The organism is Psychrobacter sp. NPDC078501, from assembly GCF_044900935.1.
Classification (GTDB): domain Bacteria; phylum Pseudomonadota; class Gammaproteobacteria; order Pseudomonadales; family Moraxellaceae; genus Psychrobacter.
Genome location: NZ_JBJDOS010000010.1, coordinates 24,758 through 39,970 on the forward strand (window position 1 = coordinate 24,758; position 15,213 = coordinate 39,970).

The 15,213-nt window shown below is 41.9% G+C and carries 12 protein-coding genes; 4 read left to right on the top strand and 8 right to left on the bottom strand.

The features are described from left to right. Nucleotides 1-35: 35 nt before the first annotated feature. The gene (locus ACI2IW_RS12510) at nt 36-1,829 is read right to left on the bottom strand and encodes a von Willebrand factor type A domain-containing protein (RefSeq protein WP_379543228.1); all 1,794 of its coding nucleotides are present in this window, start codon (nt 1,827-1,829) and stop codon (nt 36-38) included. Between the two features lie 457 nt (nt 1,830-2,286). On the opposite strand from ACI2IW_RS12510, the gene parC reads away from it, so the two are divergent. Next, complete coding sequence (gene parC / locus ACI2IW_RS12515; protein ID WP_404693839.1) at nt 2,287-4,593, top strand: DNA topoisomerase IV subunit A; 2,307 nt, start codon at nt 2,287-2,289, stop codon at nt 4,591-4,593. Nucleotides 4,594-4,844: 251 nt separating this feature from the next. Beyond that, nucleotides 4,845-5,204, top strand: a complete 360-nt coding sequence (locus ACI2IW_RS12520; RefSeq protein ID WP_404693840.1) for a hypothetical protein — start codon at nt 4,845-4,847, stop codon at nt 5,202-5,204. 193 nt (nt 5,205-5,397) lie between these two features. Here ACI2IW_RS12520 and ACI2IW_RS12525 read toward each other — a convergent pair whose 3' ends face one another. The 4 genes from ACI2IW_RS12525 to ACI2IW_RS12540 all read right to left on the bottom strand — a co-directional run bounded on the left by ACI2IW_RS12525 (nt 5,398) and on the right by ACI2IW_RS12540 (nt 8,289). Continuing rightward, nucleotides 5,398-5,877 (bottom strand): BLUF domain-containing protein, encoded by a 480-nt coding sequence (locus tag ACI2IW_RS12525; RefSeq protein ID WP_404693841.1) that lies wholly within the window; start codon nt 5,875-5,877, stop codon nt 5,398-5,400. A 108-nt stretch (nt 5,878-5,985) separates the two neighbouring features. Beyond that, on the bottom strand, nt 5,986-6,465 hold the full coding sequence (locus tag ACI2IW_RS12530) for a BLUF domain-containing protein (protein ID WP_191114249.1): 480 nt from the start codon (nt 6,463-6,465) through the stop codon (nt 5,986-5,988). 372 nt (nt 6,466-6,837) lie between these two features. After that, nucleotides 6,838-7,311: a BLUF domain-containing protein gene (locus ACI2IW_RS12535; protein ID WP_379543231.1), complete on the bottom strand. Its 474-nt coding sequence runs from the start codon at nt 7,309-7,311 to the stop codon at nt 6,838-6,840. A 471-nt stretch (nt 7,312-7,782) separates the two neighbouring features. Beyond that, nucleotides 7,783-8,289, bottom strand: coding sequence for a hypothetical protein (locus ACI2IW_RS12540; RefSeq protein ID WP_404693842.1), 507 nt, complete (start codon nt 8,287-8,289; stop codon nt 7,783-7,785). Nucleotides 8,290-8,589: 300 nt separating this feature from the next. On the opposite strand from ACI2IW_RS12540, the gene ACI2IW_RS12545 reads away from it, so the two are divergent. Continuing rightward, nucleotides 8,590-9,417, top strand: coding sequence for an HAD family hydrolase (locus ACI2IW_RS12545; protein ID WP_404693843.1), 828 nt, complete (start codon nt 8,590-8,592; stop codon nt 9,415-9,417). A 208-nt stretch (nt 9,418-9,625) separates the two neighbouring features. Here ACI2IW_RS12545 and ACI2IW_RS12550 read toward each other — a convergent pair whose 3' ends face one another. Beyond that, nucleotides 9,626-10,453, bottom strand: a complete 828-nt coding sequence (locus ACI2IW_RS12550) for a 3-oxoacyl-ACP reductase (RefSeq protein WP_379543234.1) — start codon at nt 10,451-10,453, stop codon at nt 9,626-9,628. A 375-nt stretch (nt 10,454-10,828) separates the two neighbouring features. Here ACI2IW_RS12550 and ACI2IW_RS12555 point away from each other — a divergent pair, with 375 nt between their 5' ends. Next, complete coding sequence (locus tag ACI2IW_RS12555) at nt 10,829-11,962, top strand: PotD/PotF family extracellular solute-binding protein (RefSeq protein WP_057761690.1); 1,134 nt, start codon at nt 10,829-10,831, stop codon at nt 11,960-11,962. 81 nt (nt 11,963-12,043) lie between these two features. On the opposite strand, the gene ACI2IW_RS12560 is transcribed toward ACI2IW_RS12555, so the two are convergent. Together ACI2IW_RS12560 and ACI2IW_RS12565 are read right to left on the bottom strand one after the other, a co-directional pair. Beyond that, nucleotides 12,044-13,255, bottom strand: coding sequence for an FUSC family protein (locus tag ACI2IW_RS12560; protein WP_404693844.1), 1,212 nt, complete (start codon nt 13,253-13,255; stop codon nt 12,044-12,046). Nucleotides 13,256-13,544: 289 nt separating this feature from the next. Next, the gene (locus tag ACI2IW_RS12565) at nt 13,545-14,966 is read right to left on the bottom strand and encodes a glutamate synthase subunit beta (RefSeq protein WP_102090376.1); all 1,422 of its coding nucleotides are present in this window, start codon (nt 14,964-14,966) and stop codon (nt 13,545-13,547) included. Nucleotides 14,967-15,213 lie beyond the last annotated feature (247 nt).

The window sequence follows — 15,213 nt, forward strand, 5'->3', positions numbered from 1 at the left end:
CTCCCTAATGACCATCCCGACACGATAACTGTTCACTATCGGCTATTTTTTAGCGCACTCGCCAGCTCAGTCAACGTCACAAAGTTGCGACGAGTACCATCAGTATCGCTACTTGGTCTATCTGCGATACTACTTTTGGCAAGCTTAGTGCTATCACTGTACTGCCAGTCATTAATATAATCGCTTTGAGTCAAGCGTTGGCCAAATCCTGCTACTGCCATCGCAAACTGGGTATCGATACTGGCTTTATTTAAAGCGTGGCTAGCTTTATTAATCGGTTGGCTAATCAGTTTGGATCTACCTCCTGTCGGTGCTTTATAACGAATTTTTAGATAGCCAAGCTCATTAGAATTCTGTTTGTTATTCGAACTAATACTGGCATTGCTATTAGCATAACGGCGATCGCTATATAACCCTTTTTGACCTTTTGGTGTCACTTCAAACAAGGCGATAACTGCCTTGCCTGCCCCGAGCTCCCCTGCATCAATTTTGTCATTATTGAAGTCTTCTTCAGCCAGTACGCGATTTTCATAACCAATCAAGCGCCACTCACTCACCACATCAGGATTAAACTCAACTTGGACTTTTACGTCTTTAGCGACGGTGTTAAATGTCGCGGCTAATTCATCACCAAAGACTTTTTTTGCTTCAGTTAAGCTGTCAATATAGCTGTAATTTCCATTGCCGTTGTCCGCCATCTGTTCCATCATGTGATCATTAAGGTTACCACGACCAAAGCCAACGGTAGATAAAGAGATACCGCGATCGCGATGGGCTTTGACCAAATCAAGCATCTCATCGACATCACTAATACCAACGTTAAAATCGCCATCCGTTAACATCATGATTCGATTGATACCATTCTTCTTTAGACCCTGCTCAGCTTGCCTGTAGGCCAATTTAAGAGCATCTTCCCCATTGGTTGAGCCTGAGGCATTTAATCCCTCGATTGCAGCCAATATTTTTGCTTTTTGGTCACCACTGGTCGCAGGCAATACCACACTAGTACTACCTGAATAGGTCACGATACTGATGCTGTCTTGAGCGCGCATTTGCTCTGTCAACAGCTTAAGCGACGACTGTACCAATGGCAGCTTATCGCGTGACGACATAGATCCTGACACGTCTACCAAAAATACGAGATTGGCAGGGGGCATAGATTGCTTATCTGTTTTTTGCGACCAGCTACTATCAACGGCTTTGATGCCAACCTTTACGATTTTATTATCTTGATCTGCTCTATCCCAAGGTGAGTCTACTACCTCAGTTGACACAATAAACGGGGCACTACCTAAGCGTTTGCCATCATCAAATTGATAGTTAAAATAATTAATCAATTCCTCTACCCGTACGGCATTAACAGGCGGTAGTTGACCCTCGTTTAGGTAGCGGCGCACATTGGCGTAGCTGCCCGTATCGGTATCGATAGACAAAGTGGATACCGCCATATCCGTAGTTCGATGTACAGGATTGGCTGCGTTTTTTTGATAGTTGTCTTTTGCCTCTGGCGTGACTATGATGCTCGGTAATGGGCGTACGATACCTGTCTGCGCCGCAGAACGTATCATCATCTGTTGGCTGATGACTGAGGGCTTAACACTGGGTGACGCCATGATAGACTCTGACACCACTGCTGCATCTTGATTGACTGTGCTGCTTGTCTCAGCTGGTAGCGTTTTGCTCATTTGTGAAGGGCTACAGGCTGTCAATCCTAGACTGGCTATAGCAGTAATCAATAGTACATTTCTAGTAGCGTTTTTCCCTAGGTGCTTACTTTCGTTTTTTAGCATTGTAGAGGCGGAAATTTTAGATAAAGGGTCAAATGACATAACAGAAATTCCTTATTGCAAGATAATTCAGTAGCGACTTGTCCGTGTCAATATATGGTTAACGCTATTTAAATAGGCAAAGCAGCCGCCTTATTCAATCTATTAACTGTCATACTTTCAGTTATTAATTTTGCATTAAAGCTATTCTAAACCTACTGTTTTCAGATTGATGATAGACAAAATGTCTTAAATAAAAAGAATTCAACCTTAAGGCATTTATTAACCATATAAAAAACAAATATTAGATTTACTATACTTAACTTAATCTATAAAAGCTATGAATCACCACACTATAAAAGACCCTTATAAGCGCTTGTTTTAAGCACGTCACGAGATGTCGTATATTCTGACATACGTCTTTTTAATTGGTGCAATATCCTTTACGATAGCACTATCCTATTTTTATGCTTGAACCAACTATCTATACCTATTAAAACTGATAAGTGAATCCTATTTTATGTCTGATGTTATTGATCATACGATCGCCCCAACTATTCCCAATGAGCCGATGGATACTCGTTCAGTCGCAGAATTCACTGAGCAGGCCTACCTCAACTATGCCATGTACGTCATTATGGATCGGGCGTTGCCAAATATCGCTGACGGTCTAAAACCTGTCCAGCGTCGCATCGTCTATGCTATGAGCGAGCTTGGGCTAAAGTCTTCTGCCAAGGCGAAGAAATCCGCGCGTACGGTCGGTGACGTATTGGGTAAATATCATCCGCATGGTGATAGTGCATGTTATGAAGCGATGGTACTGATGGCTCAGCCGTTCAGCTATCGCTATCCACTCATCACTGGTCAAGGTAACTGGGGTAGCCCAGATGATCCGAAATCTTTTGCCGCGATGCGTTATACCGAAGCCAAAATGTCAGCTTATGCCAATACGTTGCTGGCAGAATTGGGTCAAGGTACAGTCGATTGGCAAGATAACTTCGATGGTACGATGCAAGAGCCAACTACCCTACCTGCCCGCTTGCCTAATATTTTATTAAACGGTACGACAGGTATCGCGGTTGGTATGGCAACGGATATTCCGCCGCATAACCTTAATGAAGTGGTACGCGCGGCTATTCGATTGCTTAAAAATCCTGAACTATCGATCAAGCAGCTTACCCAATCGATACCCGCACCTGACCTACCGACACCAGCGGAAATCATCACCAGCAAAAAAGATTTGCAAGCGATGTACGAGACTGGACGCGGCAGTTATAAGATGCGCGCCACCTTTCATGTTGACTCTAAAGAAAAGAATCTCGTCATCATTGATGCGCTTCCTTACCAAGTCTCGGGCAACAAAATCCAAGAGCAAATTGCTAAGCTTATGACTGATAAGAAGCTGCCTTGGGTGACCGACATTCACGATGAATCAGATCACGAAAACGCTTGTCGTATCGTCCTTGAGTTGCGCTCAACGCGAGTCGATGTCGATCGTGTCATGAGTCATCTATTTGCCAGTACTGACCTAGAAAGCAATTACCGCGTCAATATGAATATGATTGGCTTAAATGGTAAGCCGCAGGTGAAAAACTTAAAAGAAGTCTTGGAAGAATGGTTAATCTGTCGCCGCTCGGTGGTCACGCGACGCTTACAGTATCGCCTAGATAAAATTGATAAACGCTTGCATATCTTGGCGGGCTTGCTGATTGCTTATCTGAATATTGATGAAGTGATTCGCATCATTCGTGAAGAGGACGATCCAAAAGCAACCTTGATGCAGGACTATGACCTGACTGACATTCAAGCCAATGCTATCTTGGATATTCGTTTGCGTCAGTTGGCAAAATTAGAAGAGATTGAGCTGCGCCGCGAGCAAGACGAACTTGCTGCCGAACGTGCCATCATTCAAGAGTACTTAGACAATCCAGATAGTCTAACCAATCTGATGATCGATGAGCTTACCGCCGATATGAAAGAACACGGTAATGAGCGTGTGTCGCCATTAGCAGAACGCGAAGAAGCTCAGGCACTAAAAGAGTCAGACCTCGTACCAAGTGAGCCGGTCACTGCCATCTTATCAAAGGCAGGTTGGATTCGTGCCGCCAAGGGCCATGATGTCGATGCTGCTGGTATGAGTTACCGCTCAGGTGACAGCTATCAAGCGCACGTGCGCGGCAAATCAAACGAAAGGATTTACGTACTCGATAGTACGGGACGCAGCTATAGTATCGATGCGCACAACTTAGCGTCTGCGCGTGGTCAAGGTGATCCATTGACCAGTGTATTAAAGCCGCCAGCAGGCGCTAGCTTTGAGCAGCTATTAACGGGTGATAACGAGCAACGCATTATCCTTGCCAGCTCAGCAGGTTATGGTTTTATCAATACCATTGGTAATCTCGATAGCAATCAAAAAGCCGGTAAAAACGTTATTAACCTAGCAACTGATAGTCGTTTGCTCCCTGTTGCACGTATCGACGCACCAGTAGAGACGGCCGCCAATGCCGAAGGTGAAAATAGCAATATACGTGTGACACCTGATCATGTTGCTGTCGCGACCAATGCAGGATATCTACTGATATTTGCCCTTGATGATTTGCCTGAACAGGCCCGCGGTAAAGGCAATAAACTTATTAAATTAAAAGACGGTGAGGAAGTGCTTACTGTCACACCACTCAGTCAGCAAGACAGCCTTGTTATTACCGCTGGCAAACGCCATGTGACACTCAAGCCAAATGATTTGGCTAACTATACGGGTGTGCGTGGTAATCGTGGTGGGCAGCTGCCAAGAGGCTTTCAGAATGTGACGAGTGTTGAGATTGGGTGATTTTAGCTTGAGTAAGCTCGATTAATAGCCTAGTTGACGTATGGTGCGCCCCGTGCACCATTTTTAGAGATTATTATTATGTTAGTGTGTTGGGAGCACCATATAGCTAACCTATCCATGCTTATATTTTCTAAAATATATTATTGTAGATTAGTTAAATTTTGACATAATCAGTATATTTAAAATCGAATTGAAATTAATTAAGTTTCAAGTAACTAAAATAAATTTATTTAACTTTTTGGGAGTATATTGTGAGTGAGCAACATGTTTACATTTATGTTAGAGAACGAGACCATGTAATAAGCGACGAACAAAAAGAAAAAGCGTTTTCGCTTTTTGACGAAAATATTATTGAGTGTGAACATGAACCCTATTTTGACGCAGTTGAAAATTTAGAACTAACCCATTCAGATGTTATTATTACTAGCCCATTTATTATGACCGCTGGAAATTTTGTAGCAACCAATAGGTTTTGGCAATTAGATGACAATGACAACGAAGAATTTGAAAGCGATATTAATGAAACCATATCTATTCGCCCAAAAATATTACAAGAATTAGAAAACATACTAGGTACTAAAGTTGCTGTTGTATGGGAGCATCGAGATTAGCAACCGTAGGCTGGACTTTTACCATGTAGGGTTGATTAGATAACACTGACTAAGTTGTTCTTACGGTTGAAGGTTGCGAGCAACAACAAGAACTTTACCCCTTCACTACGTCAACACAACTTACTTTCATTGAAAAGCCGCCTACACAAACGTATAGGCGGCTTTTCTACGCTACTCAAAACAGAGAAATTATTTAAGACTTATTAGATACAGCATCCTCAAAGATCGCTTTCAGGAAGCTTGTAATCTGAGTGCTTTTCATTAGATACGGTTTAAAGTCAGCACCTGCCGAGAAGCTTTTTAGGGTATATGCTTCGTCTTCTGCACTTGATGTTAAATATTTTATTAAAAACCCATCCCACCTACGTTCTTCTATTTCCTCAATCTCACTGAGGTGGGGTACTAGGTAAGAGTACTCACTGATTAATTTTACTAGTATTTCATTGATAAGAGGTCTTGGACCTTCAATATTTTGAATAAAGTAATTGTCATTCACGACAAGCGCTGAGGTTACACCACTTTTTTCATTATTCCTTCGCCATTGCTCAAGCAGACGAGCCAACCCTATTCCATTATTACTGTCACTATTTCTGCCAATATACGTTAGGCTTAGAGTAATATGCTCACCATGTCTTTTTCTATTTTCTAAAGGTTGGCTGGTAGTGATATGCATAAGAAACCTTATTTATAAAAAAATTATCTAAATCAAAAGACACTTTATAGACGGCTTTTTTACGCCAATTAAAATAGATGACTCTTATGATATGTAAATGCTACTCACTTAAAACCTATCGGATTCAGCCCCTTCAAATATTGCTGTCAAAAAGCTTTCAATCTGAGTACTTTTCATTAGATAAGGATTGAAGTCAAAACCTGCTGAGAAACTTTTTAAGGCATACTCCTCATCTTCGGCACTTTCCGTCAGGTGTTTGGTTACGAACCCATCCCACCGAAGCGCTTCTATTTCTTCAACCTTGACAACATTAGGAATAATCTTGAAATGCTCATCAATTATCTTCGCTAGAGCAGCGTTAACCGCCGGTCTTGAACCTTGAATGTTTTGAACAAAGTAACCGTCATTGATCACAAGCGCTGCAACTAACCCACTTTCCTCAAAGTATCTTCGCCACTGTTCAAGAGCACGAGTCAACTCTATACCTGTTTTCATTTCGATGTTTTTACCGATATACGTTAGGCTAATCAGCAGATGCTCGCCATGTCTTTTCCTATTTTCTGACGTTTGACTGGTCGTTATTTGCATAAGAAAATCCATTTATATAGTAGGTATATAAATTAATATACACTCTATCATAAAGTATAATCAATAAAACTCTTGGGAATTGACCAGCTTCTTATCATCCATACCTTAAAATAACATGACAAAAACAGGTATCACCAAGGCGTTTTTAGTAGTTAAGTCCTGTAAGAGTCACTTATGAATAGTCACTTATGAACATCCGCCAATATTCTGTCCAATTGCTAAGAAAACATCCTGTACCGATACTGCTAACTTGCTTTCAAAAAAAAGCCGCCTATACAAACGTATGGACGACTTTTCTATTCTAGCTAGGGCAAGTGCTACTAACAACTATAAGAGGCAAATATTCAAGAAATAAATGCTACTCATTAAAAATTAATTAGATTCAGCATTTTCAAAAACCGCCTTCAAGAAGCTTTCAATCTGAGAGCTTTTCATTAGATAAGGATTGTAGTCAGAGCCTGCTGAGAAGTTCTTTAGGGCATGCTCTTCATCTTCAACGCTTGAGGTTAGATGTTTAACTAAAAACCCTTTCCATTGGCGCGATTCGATTTCCTCTATATTCACAATATTAGGGACAATAGTTGAATGCTCGTCAAGTATCTTTTCCAAGGCAGTATTGATAGCAGGCCTTGTCCCTTGAAAACTTTGAACGAAATAACCTTCACTAATGACTAAAGCTGAAACGATATCGTTTTCTTCAAAATATCTGCGCCAGTACTCAAGTGCGCGAGTCAGCTCAATCCCAGAATCTAGATCGACATTTTTGGCGATATATGTCATGTGGATAAGAATATGTTCGCCATGCCTTTTTCTATCTTCTGAAGGTTGGCTTGTCGTTATGTTCATAAGAAACCTTATTTATAAAATAATTCATTCAAATCAAGGTATACTTTAAGATAAAGTATAATTAATAACGTTTTTTATCATTTGCTATGATTTTTTTAGATTTATAACATAGAAGTTTCAATGATATAGCATACCGATATCTATAGTAGTAAAATTATACTACAAAGTTGTCACGTTCAGTATCTTGGCATTATTCAAATAGTTAACAAGCCTAATCTATATTTTCCTATAGCCCTGCCGCAACGCACTTATATGACTAAGTCACGTTTACTTATTGGTTAAATATTATAAACATCAATCAGGGTCTTTAATGTCTATTAAGCTAGCCTGTTTATAGGTATATAAGACACAACCTACCTTCAATAAAAAGCCGTCTATGGCATGTCTAAACAGTTTTGTATAGACGACTTTGTTGTTGCATACTAATTGTTGCATACTAATTGTTGCATATTAATTGACATAGCTAACGTATCAATACCGTCCCATCTCAACGGTTGTTTCAGCAAGTACCGAATCGCCTTGCCATGCTTGTACATCTACCGTATACAGATGGTTTTTGCCGCCAGAGCAAGGCGGCTTATATGCACCGCCCGCCTCACCTTTACGGTTACGGTATTCTGCGACCATCTCAATACCTACTGGTACTTCGTAAGTATGACCAAATACTCGTGGCACTTCTGCGCTCGTAGCACCCTCTGGTAGTGCAAACTCTACGATACCATGTCCACCATGTTGCATACGTTTATTGCTTACATCGTTGTAGACGAATACCAAGCTCTCCGTGCCTGCCGGAATGTTTGAGACAGTCATGCTAGGCGTGGCTGGACTTTTGCCATCATAGTTTAGACATTGCTGCCCCTCAGGTATTTTTTTGCCATCCCAAGCAGCATCATTAAATTTAACATCCATTGCAAAAGCATTGGCAGATAAAGCCAAGGTCGCCAAAACTGTAGCCGATTTTAAGGTAAAAAAGTTCATACTTATTCCTTTAGGTAGCCGATGCATTAATAAGGATAGACCATCTTATTTCGCAGATTGTTTTTGATAATTGAATATAACTTTATAATAAACAAACACGGTTAAGTTAATCATATCGTTTAGCATTTTTGTTAATCCTCTGGACAGGCCATGAACAACCTTACAGACAATCATGCGGATACTGAATTAATAAGCATGCCTGCAGCATCATAGGTTACTCGATAGGTATTTATCTGATTGGGTATGTTGTAGTAGTATCTGAATCATTGTATCTACACGACTAAAAATAATAGGATCATCATGTTTATCGAAGATAAGATTGCTAAAGAAAGTATGACTACTAAGATTTCGACCCCGAAAATCATCTTTTTTGACATCGATGATACCTTGAGCCGCAACGGCATTATCGCTGAACACAATAAAGCGACGCTTGAGCAGCTTGCAGATACCGATATTAAGCTAGTAATTTCGACTGGTCGTTCTAAAGCCATACTGCCTGAAGATATTCTAGCGTTGCTTGATGCAGATATATTGGACGCCATTATTTGTATGAATGGACAATATAGTTTTGATAAAAGCGGCCGAATCAGCCACTACCCATTAACTGCTGAACAGACAGATAAAATCGTGCGCCTGTGTCAGCAGAGTGATTTGATTCATAAGTTTGACTCTGCCACTCATATCGCTTGGTCAGGTGAAAATGAACGTTTACGCGAGTTCAATGCGGTCACGCCCAATTCGATCCTTGACCCTGAATATTACAAATCAAATACTGTCTATCAGTGCTCGGTATTCTTTAATAATCAGCAAGAAAAAATGCAAGACATCGATTTTGCCCAGTATGATTTAAAGCTGGTACATTGGCATCAGATTGGTGCCGATATATTGCCAGCAGAGGCATCAAAAGCTCGCGGTATCAAAGATGTATGCGAGTACTATGCGGTAGATGCAAGCGAGTGTATGGCATTTGGTGATGGTATGAATGACTTAGAAATGTTCGACTTGGTTGGATTTGCTGTGGCCATGGGAGATGCACAGCCAGCTTTAATAGAACGCGCTAACTTCGTTACTGGGACGATTGAAGAGTATGGTATTCAAACCGTGCTTAATCAGCTAGCAATGAAGTGATAAGACTGTTCAGGCACATAAAGCCATTAACGTTCATTTAAAAAAAGCCCTTACTAACCGATTAGTAAGGGCTTTTTATTATGGTCTAATTTTATATAAACGATTCAAATAAAAACTGTAGCGGTGACGACTCCAGCTCCTTGACGAGTATTCATTTTATCCCTTCTACAAATGTAATCAAACGTTAAGGCACCGGTTAAGGCCTCAATTAAGGCATGGTCAATCCACCATCAACAGCGATAGATTGTCCAGTAATAGCCATACTCAAATCAGATGCCATGAGCAATACAGAATTGGCAAAATCAGCTACTGAAGTCGCTTGTCGTAGCGGCGTTGTAGTCGCAATGTAATCAAATACCTCTTCTGTCGTCAGGCTACTCGCATCAGTCGTCTTTAAAAGTCCGCCTGCCAGTAGATTGACGCGGATACCATACTGCCCCAATTCAGATGCCAAGTTACGTGTCAGCCCTATTAGCGCCGATTTAGCAGTCGTATAGTCGTAATAAGTAACCACCGGATTATAGACAAGGTTGGTTGAGATATTAATGATTTTGCCTACTTGCTGCGCTTTCATTTGCGGCAGCACCGCTTGCACCATATTGACCGCACCTTTAACAATACCATCCATTTGTTGTGAAAAGTGCGACCACTTTACTGTTTCAATACTGGTGTACGCAGCGCTTGGATTGAACTGGTAACTTGGCAAGGCATTATTGACCAATATATCGATACGACCATGACGAGCGGTGACTTCAGCTGCCATGCCTTGTACTTGCTCAAGCTCGGTGACATCCGCCTGATAAGCAAATGCTTGACCGCCTGTCGCGATGATATCAGCCACTACCGCCTCAGCAGCCTGTTTACTATTGAGGTAGTTGACGCAAACGATAGCGCCTGCTGCTGCCATTTGCTGTGCAATTTGTGCACCAAGCCCACGACTGGCACCAGTGACTATGGCGACTTTATCCGTAAGCAATGCTGGTATAACTGAGTGGCTTTTATTCAAGGTGTTTTGAGTTGAGGTACTTTCGGTCATTGTGCTGTATCCCTTATTATTATGGTATGGTTAGTGTCTTAGAGCCAAAGGCTTATATCTGCTTAGATGATGTTCGTCATACTTCGGCCTGCGCCAATCATAGCATGGTTATATGCTATCTTTTTTCGATTCGACGTTAGCAGCTCGCTAGCAATTCTACTCAGAATTAGCTGTCATTGAGTTAGTTTTTCTACTCATCTCATTAGCCCAACTGGCTATTTTTATTAGTATTATTAAGTATTGCCTTAATAATAACCCTTTAAATTGTGTAAATTAATGACCATAATAGTTTTATTGGCCATGTCAGGCTTTTATCTTTTTGGTTTTTTTATTGAATTTTTCTGATTTGCATTATCTTTATTTAGGAGAGATATTTTGACCCATTTATCGTCGTCCCATCCAACTACTCACACCTCGGCTAGTGTCGGTCGAATAGTGCCTAAAGCATTGTTAGCAGCGGCTGTCGGCTTAGTGCTTGCCAGCTGTAGCAACTCTGATAATGCAGCGGATGGCAGTGCTGCGGCGAGCAATGAGACACTGAACCTTTACAACTGGTCAGAATATATGCCGCAAGAGATTTTAGACGGTTTTGAAGAAGAGACTGGCATCTCAGTTAATTACACCACATTTGACTCTAACGAAGCGATGTATGCCAAGCTCAAACTATTGGATGATTCTAGTCAGTATGACTTAGCGATTCCATCGACTTATTACGTCGAAAAAATGGCGAAAGAAGGGCTGTTGCAAGAACTAGATAAATCTAAATTGAGCAATTTTAAAAACCTTGATACCTCATTTACCAATACCAAAGTTGATCCTGATAACAAATACTCTATCCCTTATATGTGGGGCAGCACCGGTCTAGCCATTAACGGTGACAGTGTCGATCCGAAAACTGTCAATAGCTGGAATGACCTATGGGACCCTAAGTATAAGGGTCAGGTGATGCTGACCAATGACGTGCGTGAAGTCTTTGGTATGGCACTGCTGACTCTTGGCTACTCAGGTAATAGTAGCAATCCTGACGAAATCGAAGCCGCTTACGATAAGCTCACCACGTTGATGCCAAACGTCAAAACTTTTAACTCTGATGCGACACGTATGCCGTATATCGAGGGTGAGACTGCGCTTGGTATGACATGGAATGGTGAAGCAGTCATGGCCAATGACGAAGGTTTGACTAGCTTGGTTTATAAGTATCCAACCGAAGGCGCTATCTTATGGATGGACAACTTTGTCATTCCAAAAAACGCCAAGCAAGTTGATGCAGCACATAAGTTTATTGACTACTTGTTGCGTCCTGAAAATGCAAAAATCGTTAGCGAAGAGATCGGCTACGCATCACCAAACATAGCAGCGCGTGAGCTGATGGATGAGAGCGTCCAAAACAATCCAACGATTTATCCTTCTAAAGAAGTCTTAGCAAAAGCTGAGTTCCAAGAAGATGTAGGTGATGAAGCGTTGCAAGTGTATCAACAGTACTGGGATAAGCTAAAGACTGGTCGTTAATAGTTTTGATTTAGCATTTTAGAATAAAGTAATCTTTTAAAATAAAAAACGCTGATCCTAAATGGTCAGCGTTTTTTTACGTCATAAATGTAAATCCGTCTCGCCGCCCTGCTCTTTCATCCGGCGCTGCTCGCGGCGTTGATAGCCCAGACCAGATGCAGCAAACCAATGCGGCTTCGATGTTTGTAGTAAATCACTCAGCTGCTGCAACTGAGTCTGCAAGGTTTGTGTCAACCAAAAATAGCCCTGCCACTCAAACGCCAGATGCTGTACGCTTGGATACTCCGAGACAGCAATACGAGTAATGGGTCGAAATACTTCATCACTTGGACTACGTAATACCGCTGCCATATGCTGCATCGCTTGGGTTAGCTCATGCTGATAATGTACCAATAAAACATGGTTTTCTTCATCAATTTCGATATTTGCCAAGCGCGGTGCCGCACTTAACAGTAGATCAATCGTTCCGATAATATTACGATGAGTACGCTGGATCGTTTCTAATGTTTCTTTTTCGATTCCTGACTCACTAGCTGTCGCCGCGATATGGGGGCGCACGGCTAGCAAGCGTTTATTGATCTGCTGTAACGCTGTGACCAATGCTCTATCAACGGGTATTTCCTTAACAGGAAAAGCCACTGGGTTTAACTTTTGGTTAGAGTCGTCCACTACCCCATCCGTTGCGTCAATATGATGACCTACGCCCGCGTAGAGGCTACTACAAGCGTCAAGGTTGCTACTCAATAAGAATCGCCACATCAACGTTGATTTAAGCGGTAAAATCAGCGTCACTGCTACTGAAACGCCTGTCCCCAGTAGGATATTTAGCGCGCGGTAGATGCCGTCTTGACCAATGCTATTATTGCCTAAATCAGAGACAATCATCAACATAGTGATGCCCGTTAGCAGCCCTGTATACCCAAGCTGTCTGACGGCTAAATAGCCAATGATGCCGCTGAGCAGACCAATGAGCGCATAGTCCACCCATAGCCATGCACCTGCATTTTGATTAAACCATAACACCCCAAGCGCAGTACCTATACCTAATAAAGTACCGATTACGCGCTCTTTAGCCTTGGTATAAATAGCGCCTTGGTATTGCAATAACCCTAGAATGATAAATACGGTAATAGTCGTCCATTCACCGTGCGGAAGATTGGTGATTTTATTGACCAGTAAAGCCAGTATCACAGCCGTACCTAGTCGTGTGGCATGTAGGATATCTGCATGTTGGTAGCGAACATAGGGTTCGACAAATGGAGCAGTGATACGCTGATAAAGGGTGGGTTTCACGCAAGGCTACTCTTTTTGGGTGGAATATTTAGGTGAGACATTCTAATAAAGTATTATTAAAATATCTCAATAACTAGCGGTAAGTATAAATGGATATTCTATCAGCAAAATGACGGGCAAAAAATAACGCCTTTTACCTATTATTCACAGGTAAAAGGCGTTATAAAAAATATCCTAGCACACTATATTGAAATCTACGCTATTGAAGATTACTTATCAAATGACTCATCAAATTATTCATTGAGAACTGCGTCAGTGTTAATGAATAATAGTCTATTGCGCTAGCGTATTACACTTCTAGGTAGTCTAGAATACCTTCCGCAGCTTCGCGGCCTTCCCAAATCGCGGTCACAACCAAGTCAGAACCACGCACCATATCGCCACCAGCGAAGATTTTAGGATTTTGGGTCTGGAATTTGAAGGTTTGCTTTTCGGCTGCTAGTACGCGACCAGAGCTGTCCATCCCCACTTGCTGAGACTCGAACCAATCAGCAGGACTTGGTCTAAAACCAAATGCCATGATGACTGCATCACATGGAATGATCTCTTCAGAATTAGGAATTGGCTCAGGGCGTTGACGACCACGGTTGTCTGGTGCGCCTAACTGAGTAGTAACAACTTTTACGCCGTTAACTTTACCATTTAAGCCGATGATTTCGGTTGGCTGACGATTAAATAAGAACTCGACACCTTCCTCGCGAGCATTGACCACTTCACGGCGTGAACCTGGCATGTTTTCTTCGTCACGGCGATAAGCACAAACTACTTTTTCGGCGCCTTGACGGATACTGGTACGGTTACAGTCCATTGCTGTATCGCCGCCACCAAGTACCACCACTTTTTTACCTTTAAAGTCGATGTACTCTTCAGCGTCTTTTTCCCAGTCATTGCAACGGTTCACGTTGGCAATCAGGTAATCTAACGCATCGTAGACGCCTGTCAGCTCTTCACCAGCGAAGCCGCCGCGCATATAGGTGTATGTACCCATACCCATAAAGACCGCATCATACTCAGCCAATAGCTCATCAATCGTGACGTCTGTACCAATCTCTGTCTCTAAACGGAATTCGATACCCATGTCTTCAAAGATCACACGACGATTGCGCATGACGTCTTTTTCCATTTTGAATTCAGGAATACCAAATGTCAGTAAGCCACCAATCTCAGGGCGCTTATCAAAGACGACTGGTTTGACACCATTTCTGACCAAAATATCCGCGCAACCCAGACCTGCTGGTCCCGCGCCAATGATAGCGACTTTTTTATCTGTCCAAACGACTTCAGACATATCTGGACGCCAGCCAAGTGCAAACGCAGTATCGTTGATATATTTTTCAACATTACCAATGGTCACTGCACCAAAACCATCATTTAACGTACAAGCGCCTTCACATAGACGATCTTGTGGGCAAACTCGTCCGCATACTTCAGGCAAGGTATTGGTACGGTGGCACAATTCAGCTGCCTGAAATATCTGACCTTCTGTCGCCAACTTTAGCCAGTTAGGAATATAGTTGTGTACTGGACATTTCCACTCGCAGTACGGGTTACCACACTCAAGACAGCGATGCGCTTGCTGAGCAACAGCTTCGTTTTCGAAAGGTTTATAAATTTCAACAAACTCTGTTGAACGCGTTGCAATGTCTTTTTTGGTTGGATCAAATCTCGGTACATCTAAAAACTGGAAGTTATTTTCTAAGCGTTTTGCCATGGTGCTATCTCTTTTATATAAGGCTCTTTTGCAGTGGGTGGCGACAGTCAACGATGTTTTGTTTGTCTAAAATCTAAGACATATATCGCTGCTGTCACGTACCTGCTGAAAACCTGTGAGTTAAAACGTCTCTAAAAACGGAACGCTGGCTAACCTGATTAAAGCGACTGCCGATCCATCAATACAATCCATCAATACAATCCATCAATACAATCCATCAATGCATTCTATCAATGCAATCCATTGA

Bases quoted from the DNA above. Each gene is read 5' to 3' on its own strand.
- ACI2IW_RS12565 (WP_102090376.1), bottom strand. From the start codon at position 14,966: ATGGCAAAACGCTTAGAAAATAACTTCCAGTTTTTAGATGTACCGAGA.
- ACI2IW_RS12510 (WP_379543228.1), bottom strand. From the start codon at position 1,829: ATGTCATTTGACCCTTTATCTAAAATTTCCGCCTCTACAATGCTAAAA.
- ACI2IW_RS12540 (WP_404693842.1), bottom strand. From the start codon at position 8,289: ATGAACTTTTTTACCTTAAAATCGGCTACAGTTTTGGCGACCTTGGCT.
- ACI2IW_RS12550 (WP_379543234.1), bottom strand. From the start codon at position 10,453: ATGACCGAAAGTACCTCAACTCAAAACACCTTGAATAAAAGCCACTCA.
- parC (WP_404693839.1), top strand. From the start codon at position 2,287: ATGTCTGATGTTATTGATCATACGATCGCCCCAACTATTCCCAATGAG.
- ACI2IW_RS12525 (WP_404693841.1), bottom strand. From the start codon at position 5,877: ATGCATATCACTACCAGCCAACCTTTAGAAAATAGAAAAAGACATGGT.
- ACI2IW_RS12530 (WP_191114249.1), bottom strand. From the start codon at position 6,465: ATGCAAATAACGACCAGTCAAACGTCAGAAAATAGGAAAAGACATGGC.
- ACI2IW_RS12535 (WP_379543231.1), bottom strand. From the start codon at position 7,311: ATGAACATAACGACAAGCCAACCTTCAGAAGATAGAAAAAGGCATGGC.
- ACI2IW_RS12545 (WP_404693843.1), top strand. From the start codon at position 8,590: ATGTTTATCGAAGATAAGATTGCTAAAGAAAGTATGACTACTAAGATT.